Source organism: Bradyrhizobium sp. 147 (assembly GCF_023073935.1).
Taxonomy (GTDB): Bacteria; Pseudomonadota; Alphaproteobacteria; order Rhizobiales; family Xanthobacteraceae; genus Bradyrhizobium.
Map to the genome: position 1 here is coordinate 26974 of NZ_JADPKL010000078.1, position 24316 is coordinate 51289.

Annotated in this window: 22 protein-coding genes and 1 pseudogene; 8 read left to right on the forward strand and 15 right to left on the reverse strand. The window is 64.6% G+C overall.

Translation table 11 applies throughout. From position 1 onward, the window contains the following. Nucleotides 1–128 precede the first annotated feature (128 nt). From dut to ubiE, 4 genes are read right to left on the reverse strand one after another with little or no spacing between them, the layout of a single operon-like run. A complete protein-coding gene (gene dut, locus IVA87_RS18525) occupies nucleotides 129–587 on the reverse strand; it encodes a dUTP diphosphatase (RefSeq protein WP_247303893.1) in 459 nt (152 codons plus the stop codon). Next, nucleotides 584–2038, reverse strand: a complete 1455-nt coding sequence (gene coaBC, locus IVA87_RS18530; protein WP_247334525.1) for a bifunctional phosphopantothenoylcysteine decarboxylase/phosphopantothenate--cysteine ligase CoaBC — start codon at nucleotides 2036–2038, stop codon at nucleotides 584–586. Before coaBC ends, dut begins: the two co-directional genes overlap by 4 nt. Nucleotides 2039–2094: 56 nt before the next feature. Continuing rightward, a complete protein-coding gene (gene ubiB, locus IVA87_RS18535; protein WP_247334526.1) occupies nucleotides 2095–3669 on the reverse strand; it encodes a 2-polyprenylphenol 6-hydroxylase in 1575 nt (524 codons plus the stop codon). Continuing rightward, nucleotides 3666–4427, reverse strand: coding sequence for a bifunctional demethylmenaquinone methyltransferase/2-methoxy-6-polyprenyl-1,4-benzoquinol methylase UbiE (gene ubiE / locus IVA87_RS18540; protein WP_247303887.1), 762 nt, complete (start codon nucleotides 4425–4427; stop codon nucleotides 3666–3668). Before ubiE ends, ubiB begins: the two co-directional genes overlap by 4 nt. Before the next feature lie 80 nt (nucleotides 4428–4507). Between ubiE and mutM the strand changes: the two genes are divergently transcribed. Further along, nucleotides 4508–5389, forward strand: a complete 882-nt coding sequence (gene mutM, locus IVA87_RS18545; RefSeq protein WP_247303885.1) for a bifunctional DNA-formamidopyrimidine glycosylase/DNA-(apurinic or apyrimidinic site) lyase — start codon at nucleotides 4508–4510, stop codon at nucleotides 5387–5389. Between the two features lie 136 nt (nucleotides 5390–5525). Here the strand turns inward: mutM and IVA87_RS18550 are convergent. After that, a pseudogene (locus tag IVA87_RS18550) lies at nucleotides 5526–6891 on the reverse strand (serine protease). Nucleotides 6892–7140: 249 nt separating this feature from the next. On the opposite strand from IVA87_RS18550, the gene moeB reads away from it, so the two are divergent. Beyond that, on the forward strand, nucleotides 7141–7944 hold the full coding sequence (gene moeB / locus IVA87_RS18555) for a molybdopterin-synthase adenylyltransferase MoeB (RefSeq protein ID WP_247276499.1): 804 nt from the start codon (nucleotides 7141–7143) through the stop codon (nucleotides 7942–7944). A gap of 6 nt (nucleotides 7945–7950) precedes the next feature. Here moeB and IVA87_RS18560 read toward each other — a convergent pair whose 3' ends face one another. Then, nucleotides 7951–8958 (reverse strand): aldo/keto reductase, encoded by a 1008-nt coding sequence (locus IVA87_RS18560; protein WP_247303880.1) that lies wholly within the window; start codon nucleotides 8956–8958, stop codon nucleotides 7951–7953. A gap of 117 nt (nucleotides 8959–9075) precedes the next feature. Here IVA87_RS18560 and IVA87_RS18565 point away from each other — a divergent pair, with 117 nt between their 5' ends. Continuing rightward, nucleotides 9076–9987, forward strand: a complete 912-nt coding sequence (locus tag IVA87_RS18565; protein WP_247334527.1) for a LysR family transcriptional regulator — start codon at nucleotides 9076–9078, stop codon at nucleotides 9985–9987. Here the strand turns inward: IVA87_RS18565 and IVA87_RS18570 are convergent. Next, on the reverse strand, nucleotides 9984–10985 hold the full coding sequence (locus IVA87_RS18570; RefSeq protein WP_247303876.1) for a D-glycerate dehydrogenase: 1002 nt from the start codon (nucleotides 10983–10985) through the stop codon (nucleotides 9984–9986). The genes IVA87_RS18565 and IVA87_RS18570 overlap by 4 nt on opposite strands. Nucleotides 10986–11326: 341 nt before the next feature. Between IVA87_RS18570 and IVA87_RS18575 the strand changes: the two genes are divergently transcribed. After that, nucleotides 11327–11857, forward strand: a complete 531-nt coding sequence (locus IVA87_RS18575) for an SH3 domain-containing protein (protein ID WP_247303873.1) — start codon at nucleotides 11327–11329, stop codon at nucleotides 11855–11857. A gap of 90 nt (nucleotides 11858–11947) precedes the next feature. Here the strand turns inward: IVA87_RS18575 and irrA are convergent, their stop codons facing one another. Continuing rightward, entirely contained in the window at nucleotides 11948–12439 is a 492-nt protein-coding gene (gene irrA / locus IVA87_RS18580) for an iron response transcriptional regulator IrrA (protein ID WP_247276494.1), read from the reverse strand. Nucleotides 12440–12791: 352 nt separating this feature from the next. On the opposite strand from irrA, the gene fabA reads away from it, so the two are divergent. From fabA to fabI, 3 genes are all read left to right on the forward strand, one after another. Next, nucleotides 12792–13313 carry a 3-hydroxyacyl-[acyl-carrier-protein] dehydratase FabA gene (gene fabA, locus IVA87_RS18585; RefSeq protein WP_247303871.1) on the forward strand — a complete coding sequence of 174 codons (522 nt, stop codon included), beginning with the start codon at nucleotides 12792–12794 and terminating at the stop codon, nucleotides 13311–13313. 39 nt (nucleotides 13314–13352) lie between these two features. After that, entirely contained in the window at nucleotides 13353–14576 is a 1224-nt protein-coding gene (gene fabB, locus IVA87_RS18590) for a beta-ketoacyl-ACP synthase I (RefSeq protein WP_247303869.1), read from the forward strand. A gap of 138 nt (nucleotides 14577–14714) precedes the next feature. Further along, nucleotides 14715–15515, forward strand: a complete 801-nt coding sequence (fabI, locus tag IVA87_RS18595) for an enoyl-ACP reductase FabI (protein WP_247303868.1) — start codon at nucleotides 14715–14717, stop codon at nucleotides 15513–15515. 2 nt (nucleotides 15516–15517) lie between these two features. On the opposite strand, the gene IVA87_RS18600 is transcribed toward fabI, so the two are convergent. The 3 genes from IVA87_RS18600 to IVA87_RS18610 are packed head-to-tail and all read right to left on the reverse strand — an operon-like array spanning nucleotide 15518 to nucleotide 17510. Next, nucleotides 15518–16114 carry a glutathione S-transferase family protein gene (locus IVA87_RS18600; RefSeq protein WP_247334530.1) on the reverse strand — a complete coding sequence of 199 codons (597 nt, stop codon included), beginning with the start codon at nucleotides 16112–16114 and terminating at the stop codon, nucleotides 15518–15520. Next, a complete protein-coding gene (locus IVA87_RS18605) occupies nucleotides 16111–16575 on the reverse strand; it encodes a GNAT family N-acetyltransferase (protein ID WP_247303866.1) in 465 nt (154 codons plus the stop codon). The genes IVA87_RS18600 and IVA87_RS18605 overlap by 4 nt, the downstream gene beginning before the upstream one ends. A gap of 8 nt (nucleotides 16576–16583) precedes the next feature. Then, entirely contained in the window at nucleotides 16584–17510 is a 927-nt protein-coding gene (locus tag IVA87_RS18610; protein ID WP_247303865.1) for a hydrogen peroxide-inducible genes activator, read from the reverse strand. 114 nt (nucleotides 17511–17624) lie between these two features. Here IVA87_RS18610 and katG point away from each other — a divergent pair, with 114 nt between their 5' ends. Further along, nucleotides 17625–19793 carry a catalase/peroxidase HPI gene (gene katG, locus IVA87_RS18615; RefSeq protein WP_247303864.1) on the forward strand — a complete coding sequence of 723 codons (2169 nt, stop codon included), beginning with the start codon at nucleotides 17625–17627 and terminating at the stop codon, nucleotides 19791–19793. Nucleotides 19794–19905: 112 nt separating this feature from the next. Here the strand turns inward: katG and pnp are convergent, their stop codons facing one another. The 4 genes from pnp to rbfA all read right to left on the reverse strand — a co-directional run bounded on the left by pnp (nucleotide 19906) and on the right by rbfA (nucleotide 24270). Next, entirely contained in the window at nucleotides 19906–22068 is a 2163-nt protein-coding gene (pnp, locus tag IVA87_RS18620; protein ID WP_247303863.1) for a polyribonucleotide nucleotidyltransferase, read from the reverse strand. A gap of 377 nt (nucleotides 22069–22445) precedes the next feature. Beyond that, nucleotides 22446–22715, reverse strand: coding sequence for a 30S ribosomal protein S15 (gene rpsO, locus IVA87_RS18625; protein WP_008540131.1), 270 nt, complete (start codon nucleotides 22713–22715; stop codon nucleotides 22446–22448). A gap of 2 nt (nucleotides 22716–22717) precedes the next feature. Further along, on the reverse strand, nucleotides 22718–23839 hold the full coding sequence (truB, locus tag IVA87_RS18630) for a tRNA pseudouridine(55) synthase TruB (RefSeq protein WP_247334531.1): 1122 nt from the start codon (nucleotides 23837–23839) through the stop codon (nucleotides 22718–22720). Next, the gene (gene rbfA, locus IVA87_RS18635; protein ID WP_247334532.1) at nucleotides 23836–24270 is read right to left on the reverse strand and encodes a 30S ribosome-binding factor RbfA; all 435 of its coding nucleotides are present in this window, start codon (nucleotides 24268–24270) and stop codon (nucleotides 23836–23838) included. Before rbfA ends, truB begins: the two co-directional genes overlap by 4 nt. Nucleotides 24271–24316 lie beyond the last annotated feature (46 nt).

Consider the following 24316-nt stretch of genomic DNA (forward strand, 5'->3'; position numbering starts at 1 on the left):
AATACCCTCACCGTGACTCCGCCGGTAAGAGTCCAGATCGTGAACGCAAAGGCGGCCCCCCAAAAATGCCGGGCACGTTGTTCCAACGCACGTAGTTCCTCGGGTGATTCAGCCGGAGCTATCGTGCCTTAGCGGCCGGTCGAGCCGAACCCGCCGGCGCCGCGATCGGTCGCCGACAAGGTGGCGACGGGAACCAGCGCGGCCTGCACCACGGGCGCGATCACCATCTGGGCGATGCGCTCGCCGCGCTTGATCACGAAGGGGGCCTGGCCATGATTGATCAGGATCACCTTGATCTCGCCGCGATAGTCCGCGTCGATCGTGCCGGGCGAGTTCAGCACGGTGACGCCGTGCTTGGCCGCAAGCCCCGAGCGCGGCCGCACCTGCGCCTCGTGCCCGGGCGGCAAGGCGATCGCGAGGCCCGTCGGTACCGGCGCATATTGACCGGGCGCGAGCGTCAAGGGCTCGCTGTCCGGAACCGCAGCCATCAGGTCAAGGCCGGCGGCCTCGGCGGTCTGATAGGCCGGCGGCGGCAGGCCGTCGGCATGCGCGAGGCGTTGCAGTTCGACCGTGACTTTCGTGCTCAAGATGCCGGCTCCCGGGATTTGTCGGTCACGGTCTTTGCGACATGCGCGACCAGTTCGATGGCGACCTGTTCCTTGGTCATCACCGGCCAGGAATCAACTGCAAACTCGCCGTCCTTCGCGCCATTCTTGCGGCTGATCAGGTGCACGGTGTTGCGATCGCCGCCCATCACGCCGGTGGCCGGCGAGACGTCGTTGGCGACGATCCAGTCGCAGCCCTTGCGGGCAAGTTTTGATTTGGCGTTCTCAATGAGATGCTCGGTCTCGGCGGCAAAGCCGATCACCAGCGGCGGGCGCTTGTCGGCCAGCTTGGAGATGGTAGCGAGGATGTCGGGGTTTTCGACGAGCTGAAGCGGTGGCATGCCGGCCGAGGTCTTCTTCAGCTTCTGTTCGCCCTGGTTGGCGACGCGCCAGTCGGCGACCGCGGCGGCGAAGATCGCGACGTCGACGGGAAGCGCCGCCTGCACCTGCTCCAGCATCTGCTGTGCCGATTCCACATGCTTCACCGTCACGCCTTGGGGGTCGTCGAGGTCGACCGGACCGCTCACCAAAATCACCTCGGCGCCCGCGGCCTGCGCGGCGGCGGCAATGGCAAAGCCCTGCTTGCCGGAGGAGCGGTTGGCGATGTAGCGCACCGGATCGATCGGCTCATGCGTGGGACCTGCGGTGATGAGCACGCGCTTGCCGGCGAGCGGGCGCGGCACCGGCGGCCGCAGCAGCCGCTCGGCGGCATTGGCGATCTCGATGGCTTCCGACATACGGCCGATGCCGGCCTCGCCGGCTTCCGCCATCTCGCCGGAATTGGGTCCGGTCAACACCGCACCGTCGCGCTGAAGCTGCGCGACGTTGCGGCGTGTCGCCGCGTTGCTCCACATCAGCGGATTCATCGCCGGCGCCAGCAGCACCTTGCGATTGGTGGCGAGTAGGACGGCGCTGGCGAGATCATCGGCGTGACCATTTGCCATCTTGGCCAGGAGGTCGGCGGTCGCCGGCGCCACCACGATCAGGTCGCAGTCGCGCGCCAGCCGTATATGGCCGGCGTCGAACTCGCTCTGCGGGTCGAACAGGTCGGTGTAGACGCGCTCATGCGACAGCGCGGTCACCGCCAGCGGCGTGACGAATTGCTGCGCCGCCTTGGTCAGCACGCAGCGAACCTCGACGCGGCGTTCCTTCAGCCGGCGGATCAGGTCGAGCGATTTATAGGCCGCGATGCCGCCGCCGATGATCAGGGTGACGCTGGCCTCGGGAACGGCGCCGGTACGTTGCGGTGTCGGAGCTGAGGATGATGCCGCAGGTGGGACCGCAAACGGCGTCAGCGGCTCCTCGCGGCCCTCGATCAACTCCCGCAGGATGACCCGGACCTCTTCCTCGACCGACCTGCGGTTCTTGGCCGAGCGCAGCCGCAGATAGGTTTTGACGGCGTCGTCGAGCTTGCGGATGGTCAGGCTTGCCATGACGCCCTCCAACACGGAATGATCGCGATGCTATCATTCGTGTGATTGCAGTGCAATCATAGATTCCGGACGGCGATCAGGATGCCGATGAAGGTCGCGGCGATGATCCAGAGCGCCACGGTGCGCCAGCGGTTCTTGCGGCCCTCGCTGCGCCCCATCGCCGCGATGCTCTCCGGCGACAGCCTTATGCCGTCCCGCGTCATGGTCTCGAGCTGCTCCAGCACCTTCACCGACCGCTCGGCAATCTCCGGCAGCCGCATCAGCACCCGCGCAATGTCCCCGGTCCCCGCCAGCGCGCCCTGGACCCGGCCGATCGGACCGAGGTTGCGCTCGATCCATTCGCGCACCACGGGATCGGCAACCTTCCAGATATCCAGCTTGGGATCGAAAGCGCGCGCCACGCCCTCGACCACGACCATGGTCTTCTGAAGCAGGATCAGCTCGGGCCGCGTCGTCATGTCGAACAGGCCGGTGACCTCGAGCAGCAGCGTCAGCAGCCGCGCCATCGAGATTTCCTCGGCGGTGCGGTTGTGGATCGGCTCACCGATGGCGCGGATCGCTTGCGCGAAGTTCTCGACCGAATGATGCGCGGGCACATAGCCGGCTTCGAAATGCACCTCGGCGACGCGGCGGTAGTCGCGGGTGATGAAGCCGAGCAGGATCTCGGCGAGGAAGCGCCGCTCCTTCATGCCGAGCCGGCCCATGATGCCGAAATCGACTGCGACGAGACGGCCGGCATCGTCCAGGAACAGATTGCCCGGATGCATGTCGGCGTGGAAGAAGCCGTCGCGTAGCGCGTGCCGCAAAAAGCTTTGGATCACCTTGCGGCCGAGATCGGGCAGGTCGACCTGCGCCTCCGCAAGGCGCTTGTGGTCGTTCAGCGCGATGCCGTCGATCCACTCCAGCGTCAGCACGTTGTGTGTGGTGCGGTCCCAGTCGACGGTCGGCACGCGGAAGTCAGGATCGTCGCGCGTGTTCTCCGCCATCTCCGACAGCGCGGCGGCTTCGAGCCGGAGGTCCATCTCCATCGCGACCGAACGCGACATGGTGTTGATGACTTCGACGAGGCGCAGGCGCCGCGCCTCGGCCGAATAGGCTTCGGCCTTGTGCGCGACGAAGAAAAAGTCGGAGAGGTCGCGGCGGAAACGTGCGGCGACATTGGGCCGGAGCACCTTGATCGCCACCGGCCTACGGATGCCGCCCCGCAAGACCTCGCCGCGATGCACCTGTGCGATCGAGGCGGCGGCGACCGGCGGGCCGAAGCTTGCAAACACATCTTTCAGCGGCCGTTCCAGCGATATCGTGATCGTGGCTTCCGCTTCGGCTTGCGAAAACGGCGGCAGGCGGTCCTGGAGGCTTTCGAGGTCGCGCGCGATGATGACGCCGACGACGTCGGGGCGCGTTGCCAGGAACTGCCCGAGCTTGAGATAGGCCGGGCCCATGCGGGTGAGGGCGCGCGATATCCTTGGGCCGTGCTTGACGCCGCGCCGCTCGATGAGGCGCGCAAGCTTCAGCGCGAGTTGCCCGGGCGGCGGCACCAGGCTCGGATCGACCGAACCGAACACGCCCTCGCGCGCGAACACGAACGCGGCGCGGATCAGGCGCGAAATGTGGGTGATGGCAGAGATCACAAACGCCAGCCTGAATGCAGTGCGACGATACCGCCGGTGAGTGTCTGCCAGCTGACGCGAGAAAAGCCGGCGTCGCGGATCATGTCGGCGAAGGCGCCGGGCTTTGGAAACTTGCGGATCGATTCGACGAGGTACTGGTAGGACTCGGCGTCGCCCGTGACCATGCGGCCAAGCGGCGGGATCACCTTGAACGAGAACAAGTCGTAGAGGCGATCGAGCCCGGGCATGTCGACGGTCGAGAACTCCAGGCACAGGAAGCGGCTGCCCGGCTTCAGCACCCGATAGGCCTCGCGCAGCGCCAGATCGATCCGCGGCACGTTGCGAATGCCGAAAGCGATCGTGTATGCGTCGAAGCTGCGATCGGCAAAGGCGAGTGCTTCGGCGTTGCCCTCAACAAAATCGACCTGAGTCTCGAGATGCCGCTTGGAAGCGCGCTCGCGGCCGACGGCCAGCATGTCGGTGTTGATGTCGCAGACGGTGGCGTGGAAGCCAGCGCCTGCCGCCTTGGCGGCGCGGAACGAGATGTCGCCGGTGCCGCCGGCGACGTCGAGCAGTGCGAACGGCCGCTCGCTCCTCGGCGGGTCGAGCGCGTTGATCATGATGTCCTTCCAGACCCGGTGCAGGCCACCGGACATCAGATCGTTCATCAGATCATAGCGCGCGGCCACGCTGTGAAACACGTCGTTCACCAGCGTCTGCTTGTCTCCCAAGGGCACGTCCCTGAAGCCAAAATGCGTGGTTTCGCCCGGCCGATCCATTACTCTACTCCACTGGCGGACCATAGCGCGCCCGTCGCAATGGCGCTATCACACCGCTCTCATAAGGTGAATGCCCGAACATGCCTGAATTGCCCGAAGTCGAGACTGTCCGCCGCGGCCTTCAGCCCGTCATGGAGGGAGCGAAAATCCTCAAGGCGGAGGCCCGGCGGGCGGATTTGCGCTTTCCGTTCCAGCCGGACTTCGTCGCGCGGCTCAAGGGGCAGGTCGTCACCGGCCTCGGCCGCCGCGCAAAATATCTCATGGCCGATCTCGCCTCCGGCGACGTGCTCTTGATGCATCTGGGCATGTCGGGTTCGTTTCGTGTCATCAGACCGGACAACGACGCGCAGCCTGGCGAGTTTCACTATCCGCGGGCCAAGGATTCCGCGCACGACCACGTGCTGTTTCGGATGTCCTCCGGCGCTGACATCGTCTTCAACGACCCGCGCCGCTTCGGTTACATGAAAGTGATCGCGCGCGATGCGCTTGATGAAGAGCCGCTGCTGCGCGGACTCGGTCCCGAGCCGCTCGGCAACGAGTTCGATGCCGCGATGCTGGCACGGTCCTGTGCCGGCAAGACTACGAGCTTGAAGGCGGCGCTGCTCGACCAGCGTGTGGTGGCGGGGCTCGGCAACATCTATGTCTGCGAAGCGCTGCACCGCTCGCATCTTTCGCCGCGCCAGATCGCCGCGACTCTATCGACCAAGAAGGGTGAGCCGACGGACCATGCCAAGCGCCTGGTCGGCGCGATCCACACCGTGCTGAACGATGCGATCAAGGCCGGGGGATCGAGCTTGCGCGACCATCGCCAGACCTCGGGCGAGCTCGGCTATTTCCAGCACTCCTTCAAGGTCTACGACCGCGAAGGCGAGAAATGCACGACGCCTCGCTGCGGCGGCACGATCAAGCGGTTTACGCAGAATGGCCGGTCGACCTTCTGGTGCCCGAAATGCCAGAAATAACTGGCCGTGCTGATCGAGACACGGTGCGCGCCCTCTCGCGCTAGAGGGTCGGGAGCTCGCGGCTACATCGGTCTCACCACTGCCATCAACGCCTGCAGCGCGTCCGGGACACGAGAGTGGAGATGCTTGCAGCACCCTACTTCCGCACGCAGATCACGCGGACGACCGCGGCTTTGGCATCCGTCGATGTGCCATTCGCCGCGACACCGTTCGCCTTGAGGAAATCGCGCACCGTCTCCGCGGCGATCAGCACCGCCTGTGACGCCGGCACCGATGTGGCGGGACCTGCGACCGTCACCGGCTTCAGCAGCGCGATGCCCGCAAACCTGCCGTCGGCGCCGATGGCCGGGCTGCCGGAGAAGCCGAGCGCCGGCGGAGGCGACAGCGCGGAACTGCCGTTTGTCACCCGCGCCAGCGCAGCCTTGAGGCTCGACACGCCGGCCGCGCCGCCCTGGCTCTGTGGATCGGCGATGCCGATGACATCGACACTCGCCTTCGCTGCGCCGCCGGCGAGGCTGAGCGGCTTCAGGCCGCGTGCGCCGTAGACGTGCAGGAGCGCCAGATCGTGCTCCTTGTCCTCGGCGAGACGGTCGGCACTGCCATAGCCGCCGATCGTGATGGTGAGACAGCCATCGGTGACGAGGCGGTCGGCGACGATCGCGCCATCGTCGCTGACGACAATTCCGGTGCCGTAATCGACGGTCTTGCGCGGCGGCGGCGCGGCTTGTGGCCCCGACGGAAACGCATTGAAGGCGCTCGACATCGCGATCACGACCGGCTCGACAATGGTCTCGGCTGCCTGGTCGTAGAGGATCGTCATGGTGCGAACCTCGTCGCCTTTGAAGGTGCCGCGGACGTAGAACTTCTTCAGACCCTGCAATCCCGACAGCACGAAGAAGTCGGGCTTGACCACGGTGTAATCGACCTTGCGCCCAGACGGCTCCTTCTCCAGATCGGCGAGCTTCGCCGATGTCGGCTTCACCTCCTTGCGGCGGCTGAGCAGCACCTGAACCGTGCCGGTCGGGGAAGTCCATTTCGCGCCGCTGGCGTCGCTCGCCTGCTGCGGCACCAGCTTGCCGGGGATGCCGAGCCGGGCGCCGGTGGTCGGCTCGGTCACGATCTTCCAGCCGACGCTCTCCTGTTTCTTTCGTGCCGCCTCGGCCAGCGCGGCGCGCTCCTGCGGATTGAGCACGCCGGTCGGCTTGCCGCCCTTGGCCTTCTGGTACTCCTTGATAGCATTGACCATGCGCTCACTGGCGTCGCCGGTGATGGCGCCATTATACTGGATACTGGCCGACCCAGGCGAGGTCTGACTGAAGCGCCAGCCGCTCAGCTCTTGCCATGGCATCCATTGTGGCCGACGGAGTCTGCATCGCGGGAGGCTGGGTCGGCACGGTCTGGACCGTCTTCGGCTTGGTACCGGCGACCTGTGGCGCCGTCATCTGGGCGTTCGCGCCTGTGGCGGCCGCAAACATCAGTGTTGCCGCAAGCATCGATCTCATGACAAATCCAGCCAGCCCATTGAACGCCATGTCATTGAAGCACATCTCGTTGGTCGCGACCAATCTCGCGGTGGTTCAGACGGTGCCGCTCATCCTGAAGGAGCCGCGCAAGCGGCGTCTCGAAGAATGGCCGCAGGCGAGATCCGGGCCCTCATGGTTCGCCGGGCGATGCGAAGCATCGTCCGGAGAGCGCGTTCCGCGCTCCGCACCACGAGGGTCGATAGCGAGGGTGTAGAGAGGCGGACGACGATGCTGAGCCCGGACGAACTCGAACGCTATGCCCGTCATATCGTGCTGCGCGACGTCGGCGGTCCCGGACAGGCTGCGCTGAAGCGGGCCTCGGTGCTGGTGATCGGCGCCGGCGGGCTCGGCGCGCCCGCCTTGATGTATCTGGCCGCCGCCGGCGTGGGCACGCTGGGCGTGGTCGATGACGACGTGGTGTCGCTGTCCAACCTCCAGCGACAGGTGATCCATACGACGCCCGACATCGGCCGGCACAAGGTCGAAAGCGCGGCCGAGCGGATCGCGGCACTCAATCCGCATGTCCGATTCGTCGGCCACGCCACCTGGCTCAACGCCGACAATGCACTCGGCCTGATCGGCGATTACGACCTCGTGCTCGACGGCTCCGATAATTTCTCAACGCGCTATCTGGTCTCAGACGCCTGCTTCTTTGCAAAGCGGCCGCTGATCACGGCGGCGCTCGGCACCTTCGACGGCTCGCTCACCACCATCCGTGCACATGAGATGAACGAGCAGGGCGAATTTAATCCGACCTATCGCTGCCTGTTTCCCGAGGCGCCGCCGCCTGGCACGGTGCCGGCCTGTGCGGAGGCCGGCGTCATGGGAGCGCTGGCGGGCGTGCTCGGCTCGATGATGGCGCTGGAGGCGATCCGCGAGATCGTCGGCTTTGGCGACGGCCTCATCGGCCGCCTCCTGATGATCGATGCGCGCGCGATGCGCTTCGAGACGCTGCGCTATGGGCGCGATCCCGCCAATCCGCTCAACGGCGATGGGCCCGTCATCACTGATCTCAGCGCCCATCGCACCTGATCGCCGCTACCGCGTGGCCGGCTTCTCGCTGTCGAGATGCGCCATCTGTTCGGCCGCATAGCGCGTGCCGGCGGCGACATCCGGCGGAAATGCCTTTGCCAGCGCTGCGAGATGAGCCTGTGTCAGCGTCACCTTGGTTGCGCCGAGTGCTTCGGCCAGACGGGTGCGGGTTCTCGCGCCGACCAGCGGTACGATCTCCTGGCCCTGCGCCGCCACCCAGGCGATCGCAACCTGTGCCGGCGTTGCGCGGATCTCGTTCGCCACCGCGCGAAGCTGCTCCACCAGCGCGAGGTTGGCGTCGAGGTTCGCGCCCTGGAAACGCGGTGTCATCAGCCGGTAGTCCTTGCCGGCCTTGCCGCTGTCCTTCGTCCAATGGCCGCTGATCAGTCCGCGCGCCAGCACACCATAGGCCGTGATGCCAATGCCGAGCTCGCGGCAGGTCTTGAGGATATCGCGTTCGATGCCGCGCTCGATCAGCGAGTATTCGATCTGGAGATCGGCGATCGGGTGCACGGCATGCGCGCGGCGGATGGTGTCGGAGCCGACCTCGGACAGGCCGATATGCCTGATGTAGCCGGCCTTCACCAGTTCGGCGAGGCCGCCGATGGTCTCCTCGATCGGTACGTTCGGATCGAGCCGCGCCGGGCGGTAGATGTCGATATACTCGGTGCCGAGACGTTGCAGCGTATAGGCCAGGAAATTCTTGATCGCTATGGGGCGGCAATCCATGCCGGCGAATTCGCCGGCCGGGCCGCGCAGCGCGCCGAATTTGACGCTGATCTGGACCTTGTCGCGTGACGTATCCTTCAGCGCCTCGCGGACCAACATCTCGTTGTGGCCCATGGCGTAGAAGTCGCCGGTATCCAGCAGTGTGATGCCGGCATCGAGCGCCGCATGGACCGTGGCGATGGCCTCGCCGCGATCGGCGGGGCCGTAGAGGTCTGACATGCCCATACAGCCGAGCCCAAAGGCGGAAACGGTGGGGCCGGTTGAACCGAGTTTGCGCTGTTCCATGATGGCTCTCCTCGAAAGATGCGGCAGGCTGCGCCGCGTGACGAGGCCAGATATGCCCTTGGGCCATTGCGCCGATAAGCTGGACAATCCAGAATAGCTTGTTCATTCTAGCGAATAATGGCCGAGCCTGACCTGCGCGATCTCGATGTCTTCGTGGCGATCGCCCGCACCCGCAATTTCCGGCGTGCGGCGCAAGATATTCGCGTGTCGGTATCGAGCCTTAGCCAGCGGCTTCGGGACCTGGAGGAGCGCCTCGGCGTCCGCCTGATGAACCGCACCACCCGCAGCGTCGCGCTGACCGAGGCGGGCGAACTGCTGCTATCGCGCGTCGCACCCGCCTTGCGCGACGTCAGCGAGGCCTTGGATCTGGTGCGGGGCCTGCGCGAGGTCCCCTCGGGCCGCCTGCGTATCAATGCGCCGCCGCCGGCGGTCGACCTCGTGCTGGCGCCGATGGCGGGGCCGTTCCTCGCAGCATATCCGCAAATCGATCTCGACATCGTTTCCGAGAGCGGTTTCGTCGACATCGTCAGTGCCGGCTACGATGCCGGCGTGCGCTATGGCGAACATCTCGCGCAGGACATGGTGGCGATTCCGCTAAGCGGCTCGCAGCGCTATATCGTCGTCGCATCGCCCGACTACGTCGCGCGCCGCGGCAGGCCGAAACATCCGAGGGACCTGCTCGACCATGATTGCATCCGCGCACGCTACTCGAGCGGCGTCATGCACGATTGGGAATTCGAGAAGGCCGGCCAAATCGTGAAGGTGGATCCGCCGGCCAAGCTGATTTCGACCAATATGAATCTTGCCATGCGCGCTGTACTCGACGGCGCCGGCATCTGGGCAACGCTCGATGGCTACGTCCATGACGCCGTGAAGTCCGGCGCGCTGGTCAGCCTCATGGAGGACTGGTGCGAGCCGTTTCCCGGACCGCTCCTCTACTATCCGAGCCGCCGCCAGGTGCCGCCGGCGCTGCGGGCCTTCATCGATTTCGTCGCAGGTTGGCGGAAGCGCAAGACGGATGGATCCTAGAGCATGCTCGGCAGCACGCGATCCGGCGGCTTGTGGGCATCGAGGAAGGTGCGGATGTTGATGATGACCTTCTCGCCCATCTCGACGCGGCCTTCGATGGTGGCGGAGCCCATATGCGGCATCAGCGTCACCTTGCCCGCCTTGGCGAGCCGCACCAGTTTTGGGTTGACCGCGGGCTCATGCTCGTAGACGTCGAGGCCGGCGCCGCCGATCTCGCCGCCTTCGATCAGCTTGATCAGCGTGTCCTCGTCGGTCACTTCGCCGCGAGCGGTGTTGACGATGTAGGCGTCTTTCCGGATCAGCTTCAGTCGCCGCGCCGAGAGCAAATGATAGGTCGCCGGCGTGTGCGGACAGTTCACCGAGATGATGTCCATCCGCGCCAGCATCTGGTCGAGGCTCTCCCAATAGGTCGCGCCCAGCTCCTCGGCGATCTTCGGCGCGACCGGGCGGCGGTTGTGATAGTGGATCTGCAGGCCGAAGGCGCGGGCGCGGCGCGCCACCGCCTGGCCGATGCGGCCCATGCCGATGATGCCGAGCCGTTTTCCCCCGATGCGATGGCCGAGCATCCAGGTCGGCGACCAGCCTGCCCAGGGCTTTCCTTCCGTCAGGATCGAAGCGCCTTCGATCATCCGCCTGGGTACGGCGAGGATCAGCGCCATGGTCATGTCGGCGGTGTCTTCGGTCAGAACTTTTGGCGTGTTGGTGACGGTGATGCCGCGGGCATGCGCGGCTTCGACGTCGATATTGTCCACGCCATTGCCGAAATTGGCGATCAGGCGGAGCTTGCAGTCTGGCTGATTGATGACATCGGCACTGATGTGGTCGGTCACGGTCGGAACCAGCACGTCGGCGGTGCGCGCGGCTTGCGCGATCTGCTCGGCCGACATCGGCGTGTCGTCGAGATTGATCCGCGCGTCGAACAGCTCGCGCATGCGCGTCTCGACCGAGTCCGGCAGCTTGCGCGTTACAACGACGAGGGGCTTTTTCTTCACCGACATGTCCTGCCCTCATGAGGCCTCGCAGCCCGCCTCTGTCACCAAAAGCCGGCCGTTGAGGCCTCATTAACCCGGTTGTTCGACACTGCCCTTGCCGTGTCGTCCCCGGCGTTTCCTTCAAGCTCTCCCGATATTTCCGGCCCGGAAAATCGGGGCAAACTGGTTGTTCAAAGCGTCCGTCCTCTCTAGCAGAAGGCCGGGCCAAGACAAGAACCACGGGTCAGGGCTTGCGGACCTGGCTCTGGGGAACATCCGCGTGGGGCGGGACAGGGGCTGACGCGGCAGGGTTTTGGATTTTGGGGTGAGGATCCGCCTCGGGCGGGTCTTCGACAGGAGACGGGTTGATGGCGTTGGGGCGTTTTTGTTCGGTGATGGCGCTCGTTTGCACCTGGTTGATTGCCTCGGTCAGCCCCTCGCATTCGGCGAAGGACAACACCCCCCAGACCGCCAGCGGGCTGCCGGTGCCGCGCTATGTCAGTCTCAAGTCGGATCACGTCAACGTTCGCGCCGGTCCGACCAAGGACAATGACGTGGCCTGGGTCTATACCCGTGCCGGCCTGCCGGTGGAAATCACTGCTGAATTCGAGAACTGGCGCCGGGTGCGTGATTCCGAAGGCGCCGAGGGCTGGGTCTATCACTCGTTGCTGTCGGGCCGCCGTACCGCGGTCGTCACCATGAAGCACAAGGACGACCTCGCGCCGATCTACGACCGTCCCGATCCCGACAGCGCGGTCGCAGCCAAGCTCCAGGCCGGCGTCGTCACGCAAGTGAAGAAGTGCAGCGCAGGCTGGTGTCACGTCACCGGCAACGGCTTCGACGGCTGGATCCAGCAGGAGCGCCTCTGGGGCGTGTACTCGGACGAGCAGGTGAATTGACGCCGCAGGTGTCATCCCGGAACGACGGGGCAAACGAAAAATGGCCGGGACAAGCCCGGCCATGACGATCTCAGATTATCTCAGCAAATCTCAGCGCTTCTTGCGCAGGCGCACGACCATGTCGATGCGCGAGATCTCGTAACCCTCGGGCACCTCGGGCATCTTGGACAGTGCCAGATGCGGATCCTCGATATCCACCAGCTCATGGCTGTTCTCGAGGTAATAGTGGTGGTGGGTGGTGACGTTGGTGTCGAAATAGGTCTTGGTGCCGTCGACGCTGACCTGACGGAGCAGGCCGGCATCGGTGAGCTGGTTCAGCGTGTTGTAGACGGTCGCCAGCGACACCGGAACCTTGGCCAGCGTCGCTTCCTCGTAGAGCATTTCAGCCGTGAGGTGGCGCGCACCCTTGCCGAACAGGAGCCAGCCGAGCGCCATGCGCTGGCGCGTCGGACGGAGCCCGGCGGACTGGAGCATTTCGTTGACGTCGTGCCACGGGCAACCGGTCAGGGCCGGCTGGCGGCCGGACAAGAGGGCTGCGGAATGCACGTCGTCGTCGTGAGGGGGCGCGGTATTCTCGCTCATTATCCAGATTTCGGGCACGCGTGAACTATATGTCTCTGCAATATAAGGACAGAAAGATGCAGGTGCAAGTTTCTCGCAAGTAGAGAGGTTCTAATCAAACTTGGAACCGCGCGAAGCGCCGGTCATTTTACCTTCATAGACGCGCTTTGCCACTCGAAATGGCCTGTGTTAGAGAGCGCGCGGTTCCGCCTAGCCGATTTGGCGCAGCCAAGCATGGTGGCCCGGTCCGCAGTCCATCCGGGCTTGCGGGAGGTACCCCTGACGATGGCAATTGGCGTTGCTCTCCGACCGAGACGGGGCCCATTTTCGCCAAAAAACGCCGCTCAATCGAGATTAGAACAGAGGCTCGTGCATGCTGAACAGGCGCAACGGTTACGAATACGAAGATCTGCTGGCGTGTGCCCGCGGCGAAATGTTCGGCCCGGGCAATGCTCAGTTGCCGCTGCCGCCGATGCTGATGTTCGACCGCATCACGGAAATTGCCGACAATGGCGGGGAGTTCGGCAAGGGCTTGGTGCGCGCCGAGCTCGACGTGAAGCCCGACCTCTGGTTCTTCGGCTGCCACTTTAAAAACGACCCGGTGATGCCCGGCTGCCTCGGACTTGATGCGCTGTGGCAGATGGTCGGCTTTTATCTCGGCTGGAGCGGCGGCGAAGGTCGCGGCCGCGCGCTCGGCCTCAGCGAGCTGAAGTTCGGCGGCCAGGTGCTGACCGACGCGCGCAAGGTTGTGTACAACGTCGATATCAAACGCGTGATGCGCGCAAAGCTCGTGCTCGGTATCGCCGACGGGTGGCTTTCGGTCGATGACCAGATTATTTATCGCGCCAAGGATCTGAAGGTCGGCCTGTTCAAGCAGGGCACGAGCCTGGGCTGAGCGCATCACCAAGAAGGCAACGATTGAGGCGAGGCTGTCATGAGGCGGGTTGTGGTCACCGGGATGGGCATCGTCTCGTCGATCGGAAACAACACCCAGGAAGTGCTTGCGAGCCTTCACGAGGCGAAGTCGGGCATTTCGCGGGCTGAGAAATATGCCGAGCTCGGCTTCCGTTCGCAGGTACAAGGCGAGCCCACACTCGATCCATCGACGGTGGTCGACCGCCGCGCCATGCGTTTCCTCGGTCAGGGCGCGGCGTGGAATCACGTCGCGATGGAGCAGGCGATCCAGGATTCCGGTCTGTCGCCCGACGAAGTCTCCAACATCCGCACCGGCATCATCATGGGCTCCGGCGGCCCCTCGGCGCGAACCATCGTCGAGTCCGCCGACATCACCCGCACCAAGGGGCCGAAGCGCGTCGGCCCGTTTGCGGTGCCTAAGGCGATGTCCTCCACGGCCTCCGCGACGCTGGCGACCTGGTTCAAGATCAAGGGCGTGAACTACTCGATCTCCTCGGCCTGCGCGACCTCGAACCATTGCGTCGGCAATGCCTACGAGACGATCCAGATCGGCAAGCAGGACGTCATCTTCGCAGGCGGCTGCGAGGAGCTGGACTGGTCGCTATCGGTGCTGTTCGATGCCATGGGTGCGATGTCCTCGAAGTACAATGACACGCCCGCCACGGCCTCGCGTCCCTACGACGTCAATCGCGATGGATTCGTCATCGCCGGCGGCGCCGGCGTGCTGGTGCTGGAAGAGCTCGAGCATGCCAAGGCGCGCGGTGCGCGCATCTATGGCGAGATCGTCGGTTATGGCGCGACCTCGGACGGTTACGACATGGTTGCACCATCAGGCGAAGGCGCCGAGCGCTGCATGCGCATGGCGATGTCGACGGTGAAGACCAAAGTCGACTACATCAATCCGCACGCGACCTCGACGCCTGCCGGCGATCCGCCGGAGATCGAGGCGATCCGAAGGGTGTTCGGCGTCGGCGAGAAGTGCCCGCCGATCTCCGCGACCAAGGCGCTGACCGGCCACTCCCTGGGCGCCACCGGCGTGCAGGAGGCGATCTATTCGCTGCTGATGATGAACAATGGCTTCATTTGCGAGAGCGCGCACATCCAGGAGCTCGATCCCGTGTTCGCGGATATGCCGATCGTGCGCAAGCGCATCGACAACGTCAAGATCGGCACCGTGCTGTCGAACTCCTTCGGCTTCGGCGGCACCAACGCCACTCTGGTGTTTAGCCGGCTGGATGTGTGATTTAGCGATGCTGTCATGCCCGCGAAGGCGGGCATCCAGTACGCCGTGGCTTTCTCGATCTATCACATACGCCTCGGGAATTACTGGATCGCCTGCCTGCGCGGGCGATGACCCCGGAATAGTGGGAGCAAAGAAGCAATGGAAGGTTTGATGAAAGGCAAGCGCGGTCTGATCATGGGCATCGCCAATGATCATTCGATCGCCTGGGGCATGGCGAGGACGCTGCATGCCCAGGGCGCCGAGCTGGCCTTCACCTTCCAGGGCGAGGCCTTGGGCAAGCGCGTCAAGCCCTTGGCGGAGCAGCTCGGTGTCGATCTGGTGCTGCCTTGCGATGTCGAGGACATCACCAGCGTCGATGCCACATTCGCAGCGCTCCGCGACAAGTGGGGCCAGCTCGACTTCGTGATCCACGCGATCGGCTTCGCCGACAAGAACGAGCTGAAGGGCCGCTACGCCGACACCAGCCGCGAGAATTTCTCGCGCACCATGGTGATCTCCTGCTTCTCGTTCACTGAAGTCGCCAAGCGCGCCGCCGAGCTGATGACAGAGGGCGGCAGCATGATCACGCTGACCTTCGGCGCCTCGATGCGGGCGATGCCGAATTACAACGTGATGGGTGTGGCCAAGGCGGCGCTGGAAGCCTCGGTGCGCTATCTCGCCGCGGATTTCGGGCCGCGCGGCATCCGCGTCAACGCAATCTCCGCAGGCCCCATCCGTACGCTCGCCGGCTCCGGCATCGGTGAGGCGCGGGCGATGTTCGCGTTCCAGCAGAAACATGCGCCGCTGCGCCGCGGCGTCACGCTCGACGAGCTCGGCGGCTCGGCGCTGTATCTGCTGTCGGATCTGTCGGGCGGCGTGACCGGCGAGATTCACTACGTCGATTCCGGATACAACATCATCCTGATGCCGAAGCCGGACGACTTGAAGTCGCCGGACTAAATTTAGCCGGCCGCGATCTTCTCCGCGCGCTGGAACGCCGGCCGGGCCATGCAGCGCGCGAGATAGGCGTCGAAGACCGGACGCGACGGCACCATCTTGAACAGACGCACTGCGAAGTTCAGGCCCGAGCCGATGGTGATGTCAGCAGCGGAAAAATCCTCGCCCAAGATCCACGGTCCCTTCTGAAGCGCCGCTTCCAGCACGTCGAAGACCTGCGTCGCGCTGCCCCAGGCGGCGATCGAGGTCGGGATCTCGATCTTGGTGAAGATCTGGATGATGGCGGGCTCGATGCAGCTCGGCGAGAAGAACAGCCATTGCAGATAGCGCGCGCGGCGCGGATCGGTCACAGCGGGAGCGAGCTTGGTCTCGGGATAGCGATCGCCGATATAGGCGCAGATCGCAGCGGCCTCGCCGAGCGCGGCGTCGCCGTCGGTCAAGGCCGGCACTTTGCCCATCGGGTTGATCTTCAAATAATCCGGCGCCTTCTGCGCGCCGATCGAGATGTCGGTCAGCACGCGCTCGTAAGGCAGACCGCTCTCCTCCATCAACCAGAGCGTCGTGAACGAGCGCGAGCGGGGTGACCAATAAAGCTTGATCATGGCGCGTCTCCCTTGTTCTTCCATCGATAATATTTCATCACGAACCCGTTCGAGGGTTCGATCTCTTCCTTCTCGAACACGAAACCTTCGCGCTCGTACCAGCGCCAAGCCTTTTCGTTCTCGCGCACGCAGCGCAGGTACATCTCGTCAGGCAGTTGCGTGCGTGTGAAGGCGAGCAATCGCCGGCCGAGCGATTGGCCCTGATAAGCGGGCGCGACGAAAAGCATGTCGAGATAGCGCTTCGGCAGATGCAGCGCCAGCATCGCGGCGATCGTGCCGTTGTCGTCGGCGACGAACAGGCTCCAGCCGTCCTCGATCTCGCGTCGGATCCGGGCGCGGAGATTCGCCAGCAGGAAATCGCTGACCTCGGCGAGGCCGGTCGAGACCCAGCTCAGCATCCAGACGCGGGCGATCTCGTCATGTTCGTCTGCGCGCGCGGTGCGGATGATCGGTTGCGACATCCGGCAACTCAGGCTGTGAGGCTGCGCGCCGCCTGACGTGGGCGCGCCTTGCCGGCCGACAGGCACACCACTTCGGAGATTTGCAGCAGCTGTCGCGCCAGCGGGCTGGTCTTGCGCCAGACCATGCCGATAGTGCGGGATGGCTCGGGATCGCGGAAGCGCGCCAGCGAGACCGAGGCCGATCGCGTCTCCACCGGCACCGCCATCTCCGGAATCAGGGTGACGCCGATGCCGGCGCTGACCATCTGGACCAGCGTCGAGAGCGAATTCGCATCCAGCATCTCGCGCGGCGGCGCCGATTGCATATTGCAGAAGGACAGCGCCTGTTCGCGGAAGCAGTGCCCCTCTTCGAGCAGCAATAGCCGCATCTCGCGCATCATCTCGCGCGACGGCACCGGGGTGCCCTCGTCCGCGCCCGGCCGCACCAGCAGGAATTTCTCGTCGAACAGCGCGACCTCGGTGAGCGAGGGCTCGGACACCGGCAGCGCGACGATGGCGGTGTCGAGCCGGCCTTCGACCAGCTCCTGGATCAGCCGCGGCGTCATGGTTTCGCGCACGCGGATGTCGAGCTCGGGATGCATGCGCGTGAGATTCTTGGTGATCTTGGGCAGGAGGTACGGCGCGATGGTCGGGATCATGCCAATGCGCAGGCGGCCGGCGAAGCGATCCTGTGAAGCCCGGGCGAAATCGCCGAGCTCATCGACCGAGCGCAAAATTTCGCGGACGCGTTGCGCGAGCTCCTCGCCAAACCGGGTCAGCGCCACCTGCCGCGCGCTACGCTCCAGCAGCAGGCCACCGAGGGTCCCCTCCAACTCCTTGATCTGCATCGACAAGGCTGGCTGTGAGATCGAGCAGGCCTCGGCGGCGCGGCCGAAATGGCCGTGGCGCGCCAGCGCATCGAAATAGCGAAGCTGACGCAGCGTCAGGTTTATCATCAGAAAATCCTATCGCAGCGATCATTAAAGTCAACTTCCCCTGATAGGAGGCGATGCTTAGAGTGGTTCTACCTGGTCAAGGGCGCGAGTTCGCCGCCGCCAGAGGAGGTATTCATGGACGACACTTCGAAGTGCCCGTTTTCGGGCGGAAAACCCGCGCGCTCAAACCGCGACTGGTGGCCGACGCAGCTCAATATCGAGGTGCTGCACAAGAATTCCGACCTGTCCGATCCGATGGGTAAAGAATTCGACTATGCCAAGGAGTTCAAGTCGCTCGACCTGAACGCGGTCATCAAGGACCTGACCGCTCTGATGACGGACTCGCAGGAATGGTGGCCGGCCGACTTCGGTCATTACGGCGGCTTGATGATCCGCATGGCCTGGCACAGCGCGGGCACTTACCGCATCACCGACGGCCGCGGTGGCGCCGGCGCCGGTCAGCAGCGCTTCGCGCCGCTCAACAGCTGGCCCGACAACGCCAACCTCGACAAGGCGCGCCGGCTGCTGTGGCCGATCAAGCAGAAATACGGCCGCAAGCTTTCGTGGGCCGACCTGATGGTGCTCGCGGGCAACGTCGCGCTGGAATCGATGGGCTTCAAGACGTTTGGTTTCGCGGGTGGCCGCGCCGACGTTTGGGAGCCCGAAGAGCTCTATTGGGGCCCCGAAGGGACCTGGCTGGGCGATGAGCGCTACAGCGGTGAGCGTCAGCTCGCCGAGCCGCTGGGCGCGGTGCAGATGGGCCTCATCTACGTCAATCCGGAAGGTCCGAACGGCAAGCCGGATCCGATCGCCGCGGCCAAGGATATCCGTGAGACCTTCTTCCGCATGGCGATGAACGACGAGGAAACCGTCGCGCTGATCGCCGGCGGCCATACGTTCGGCAAGACCCACGGCGCGGGCGATCCGTCGCTGGTCGGTCCGGAGCCGGAAGCGGGCGCGCTCGAAGATCAGGGCCTCGGCTGGAAGAGCAAGCACGGTACGGGCCTTGCGGGCGATTCCATCACCAGCGGTCTCGAGGTGACATGGACGACCACGCCGACAAAGTGGAGCAACAACTTCTTCGAGAACCTGTTCAAGTACGAATGGGAGCTGACGAAGAGCCCCGGCGGCGCGCACCAGTGGACGGCCAAGAATGCCGAGGCGATCATTCCTGATGCCTTCGACAAGTCGAAGAAGCATCGGCCGACGATGCTGACCACGGACCTCTCGCTCCGCTTCGATCCGGCCTATGAGAAGATCTCGCGACGCTTTCTCGAGCATCCCGATCAATTCGCGGACGCCTTCGCCCGCGCCTGGTTCAAGCTCACGCACCGCGACATGGGTCCGATCCAGCGCTATCTCGGCCCGCTGGTGCCGAAGGAGACGCTGATCTGGCAGGATCCAATTCCGGCCGTGAATCACGAGCTGGTCGGCGAACAGGACATCGCCTCGCTGAAGACGAAGATCCTCGCCTCGGGTCTGTCCGTGTCGGAGCTGGTTTCGACCGCCTGGGCGTCGGCCTCGACGTTCCGCGGCTCGGACAAGCGCGGCGGCGCCAACGGCGCGCGCATCCGTCTCGCCCCGCAGAAGGACTGGGAGGTGAACCAGCCCGCTCAGCTCTCCAAGGTGCTCGGCAAGCTCGAAGCGATTCAGAAGGACTTCAACGCCTCGTCCGGCGCGAAGAAGGTCTCGCTCGCAGACCTGATCGTGCTCGGTGGCACCGCCGCGGTCGAGAAGGCCGCAAAGGATGCCGGCGTCGAGGTCAAGGTCGGCTTCACGCCGGGCCGCATGGATGCCTCGCAGGAGCAGACGGATGCAGCCTCTTTTGCACCGCTGGAGCCGCGCGCCGATGGCTTCCGCAACTATATCGGCAAGCGGCATCAGTTCATGATGCCCGAGGAGGCGCTCGTCGATCGTGCGCAGCTGCTTCGGCTCACCGGCCCGGAGATGACGGTGCTCGTCGGCGGCCTGCGCGTGCTCGGCGCCAATGCGAACGGTTCGAAGCACGGCGTCTTCACCGCCAAGGTGGGAACGCTAAGCAACGACTTCTTCGTCAACCTGCTCGACATGAGCACGCAGTGGACGCCGGCCGGCGCTGACGGCACCTATGAGGCCCGCGACCGCAAGACCAACGCGGTCAAGTGGACCGGCACGCGCGTCGATCTCATCTTCGGCGCGCACTCGCAGCTCCGCGCCTTCGCCGAGGTCTACGCCACGTCAGATTCCAAGGAGAAGTTCGTCAAGGACTTCGCCAAGGCCTGGACCAAGGTGATGAATCTCGACCGGTTCGATCTCACGGCTTGAGGCTCTGCACCTCTCCCGCTTGCGGGAGAGGGAGCGCAGCGCTCCCGGGGCGAGTACAAACAAAAGGGCGGCCTCTCGGCCGCCCTTCATGTTTTTGTCCGTGTGGCGAGACTTACTCGCCCGCCGCTTCGCGCGGGGCCTTCTCGCCCTCGGCGGCCTTCTCCTTGGCCTCGAGGTCCTCGCCGGTGGTCTGGTCGACCACCTTCATCGACAGGCGGGTCTTGCCGCGGTCGTCGAAGCCGAGCAGCTTGACCTTAACCTTGTCGCCTTCCTTGACGACATCGGAGGTCTTCTGCACGCGGTTGGACGCGAGCTGGCTGATGTGGACGAGGCCGTCCTTGGAGCCGAAGAAGTTCACGAAGGCGCCGAATTCCATCACCTTGACGACGGTGCCGTCATAGATCTGGCCGACTTCCGGCTCGGACGCGATCGACTTGATCCACTTGATCGCGGCCTTCATCGCCTCGCCGTCGCTGGAGGCGACCTTCACGGTGCCGTCGTCCTCGATGTTGACCTTGGCGCCGGTCTTCTCGACGATCTCGCGGATCACCTTGCCGCCGGTGCCGATCACTTCGCGGATCTTGTCGGTCGGGATCTTGAACGTCTCGATCCGCGGCGCGTATTCGCCGAGCTCGGCGCGGGCGTTGGTGAGCGCCTTGGCCATTTCGCCGAGGATGTGGATACGCCCATCCTTGGCCTGCCCGAGGGCGACGCGCATGATCTCCTCGGTGATGCCCTCGATCTTGATGTCCATCTGGAGCGAGGTGATGCCCAGCTCGGTGCCGGCCACCTTGAAGTCCATGTCGCCGAGATGGTCCTCGTCACCGAGGATGTCCGAGAGAACCGCGAAGCGCTTGTCTTCGAGGATCAAGCCCATCGCGATGCCCGCGGTCGGCCGCTTCAACGGCACGCCGGCGTCCATCAGCGCCAGCGAGGCGCCGCAGACCGACGCCATCGACGAGGAGCCGTTGGATTCGGTGATCTCCGACACCACGCGGATGGTGTAGGGGAACTCGTGATGCGGCGGCAGCACCGGGTGGATCGCGCGCCAGGCGAGCTTGCCGTGGCCGATCTCGCGGCGCTTGGTGCCGCCGAGGCGGCCGGTCTCGCCGACCGAGTAGGGCGGGAAGTTGTAGTGCAGCAGGAACGTTTCCTTGTACGTCCCCGACAGCGCGTCGATGTACTGCTCGTCCTCACCGGTGCCGAGCGTGGTCACGACCATCGCCTGGGTCTCGCCGCGGGTGAACAGCGCCGAGCCGTGGGCGCGGGGCAGCACGCCGACTTCGGCGACGATGTTGCGCACGGTCTTGGAGTCGCGGCCGTCGATGCGCTTGCCGGTGTCGAGGATGTTCCAGCGGACGATTTTGGCCTCGAGTTCCTTGAACACGCCGGCGATGCGGAGCTTGTCGTATTTCGGCTCCTGCCCTTCCGGGAAGTAGTGGGCCATCACCTTTTCCTTGGCGAGGCCGACGGCGGCATAGCGCTCCTGCTTCACGGGGATTGCGTAAGCGGCGCGCAGCTCCTGCTCGATCAAGCCGAGCATTTCCTTTTCGATCGCCGAATTGTCGATCACGGTGACTTCGCGCGGCTCCTTCGCGGCCTTCTCGGCGAGCTCGATGATCGCGTTGATCACCGGCTGGAAGTGGCGATGACCGAACATCACCGCGCCGAGCATGATGTCTTCGTTGAGCTCCTTGGCTTCTGATTCCACCATCAGCACGGCGTCGGCAGTGCCGGCCACCACGAGGTCGAGCTGGGTGTCGACCATCTCGTCCAGCGTCGGGTTGAGGACGAATTCGTCATTGGCAAAGCCGACGCGGGCTGCGCCGATCGGGCCTTTGAAGGGCGCGCCGGACAGCGTCAGCGCGGCGGAGGCCGCGACCATCGCCACGATATCGGGATCGTTTTCCATGTCGTGCGAGAGCACGGTGACGATCACCTGGGTCTCGTTGCGCCAGCCGTCGACGAACAGCGGGCGGATCGGGCGGTCGATCAGGCGGGAGACCAGCGTCTCCTTCTCGGTCGGACGGCCCTCGCGCTTGAAATAGCCGCCGGGAATGCGGCCGGCAGCGTAGGTCTTCTCCTGGTAATCGACGGTGAGCGGCAGGAAGTCGACGCCTTCGCGCGGCGCCTTCGCCGCGACGACGGTGGCAAGCACCACGGTCTCGCCATAGGTGGCGACGACGGCGCCGTCGGCCTGGCGGGCGATCTTGCCGGTTTCAAGCTTGAGAGGGCGTCCGCCCCAGTCGATCTCGACTGAATGCTTATTGAACATAGGAGGTCTTCTTTCATGGGTTCTCGAAAGAAGGGACGCTTCGAAAAACAAAAACCATGCGCAAGATTGCGGGACGCTGATCGGCGTGATGACCAGCGGCCTGCGATCCTGCCATGGTTTTTGGATTTCGGATGGCGTCCATCCTTTCGGGTCATACGGGCGCCTTGCCCGTTGTGCCCAGCCGCCGGATTGCTGCTGGACTGTCAGTCGGCACGAACGCGAACACCGAACCGTGGTCTTCGTCATCATGCCCCGGATGCCAACCGTCGACGGCTCGCATCCGACGCGCACGCAGCCTCAATCAAAAACCTTTAAAGAAGCGCTTTCGTTCGAAACCACGCGCGAAAACGCGCGCCAGTGGCGCGCGCAGGAACTCTTTAGCGACGAATGTTGTGCTTCTCGAGCAGCGCCTTGTACCGCGCCTCGTCCTTCTTCTTGAGGTAGTCGAGGAGCGAGCGGCGGGTGGAGACCAGCTTCAAGAGGCCGCGACGCGAATGGTTGTCCTTCACGTGGGTCTTGAAATGGTTGGTGAGATTGTTGATGCGTTCCGACAGGATCGCGACCTGAACCTCGGGCGAGCCGGTGTCACCGGCTTTGGTGGCATTCGTCTTGATGACTTCCGCTTTGCGTTCTGCGGCAATCGACATCGTCAATTTCTCTCGTTGCGACCGGGGCTGGCAGTCAGGCCGGTCAGGTTGAACACACGCTTGGGGATGATTTCGCCATTGCCAACTTCGGCAAGCGCCAAAAGACGGCCTGCCACCGTGACATAGACTGTGCCGCTACAAGTGGGCGCATCCCGTCCGCGCAACAAAACGGCCTGGCCCCGGTGGAGCCTTGCCGCATCAGCCCGAGTGACGGCCAGTGCCGGGATGTCGTCCAGCGCGGTCTCAACGGGCAAAAGCGCGTCGGCGAGGCTGCCCTCGCCGGACGCGGCTCTATGGCACAAAGCCTCCAACTGATCCAGCGGAATCATGTCGTTTTCGCCAAATGGGCCGACCAGGGTCCGCCGCAGCGCGCAGATATGGCCAAAAGTGCCGAGAATCCGGCCCATATCGCGGGCCAGCGCCCGCACATAGGTGCCCTTGCCGCACTCCGCCTCGAACACGGCCCGGTCGTTATCCGGTTGATCCACAAGGGCTAAATGATGAATCTCGACGGGGCGGGGCGCCAGCTCCACGACCTCGCCGTCGCGCGCGAGGTCATAGGCGCGCTCGCCCTGAACCTTGATCGCGGAATAGCGCGGCGGGATCTGCTCGATCACCCCGGTGAACCGGGGCAACAGGGCCAGGATGGCGTCCCGGGTCGGGCGCTGGTCGGAGGTCGCGGTCACCCGCCCTTCGACGTCGTCGGTATCGCGCTCCTCGCCCCAGCACACGGTGAACTGGTAGCGCTTGCGGCCGTCCATCACGAAGGGGACGGTCTTGGTGGCTTCGCCGAGTGCGATCGGCAGGCCGCCCGAGGCGAGCGGATCGAGCGTGCCGGCGTGTCCCGCGCGCTTGGCGTTGAACAGGCGCTTGAGCACCGCGACAGCTTGCGTCGAGGTCATCCCGATCGGCTTGTCGAGCACCACCCAGCCGTGGACGTCGCGCCGGTCGCGGCGCGGCTGGTTGCCCTTCTGCTGCTGCTTGGCGCGGGGATCGTTGTTGACGCGGCGCGGCTCCTGGTACGGCTGAGACTTGCTGCCCAGATCCGCAAAATTATTTGTCTGCACGTCGCGTTGATCGGCCTGTTCGCCGCTGATCGTGTCGTGAGCCGGGTCCATCGTCATCGTTCTTCTTCCCGATCCGAATCCGGATCCTGTTCCAGGTCCTTCTGCACCGCAGGTGTTCGCAAAAGCTTCTCGATCCGTTCCGCTTCATCGAATCGCTCATCGACGCGGAAGCGAATGTCAGGTGCAAATTTCAGGTTAACGCGCCGCGCCACTTCGCCACGCAGGAACTTCTTGTTGCGCTCGAGTGCGCTGATGACGATCTCGGTGTCGCGGCCACCGAGCGGCATCACGTAGATCGTCGCGAGCTTCAGGTCGGGCGACATCCGCACCTCCGGCACGGTGATGATGTGACCTTCGAGATCCGCATCATGCACGTTGCCTTGCGCCAGAATCTCGGCCATCGCATGGCGAACCTGCTCGCCGACGCGCAACTGGCGTTGCGAGCCTCCGCCGGGCGCGGAACTCTTCTTCTGATGATGGCGTGGCATTCTCGAAAATCACCTCGTCATGCCCGTGTTTGGGACACGGGCATTG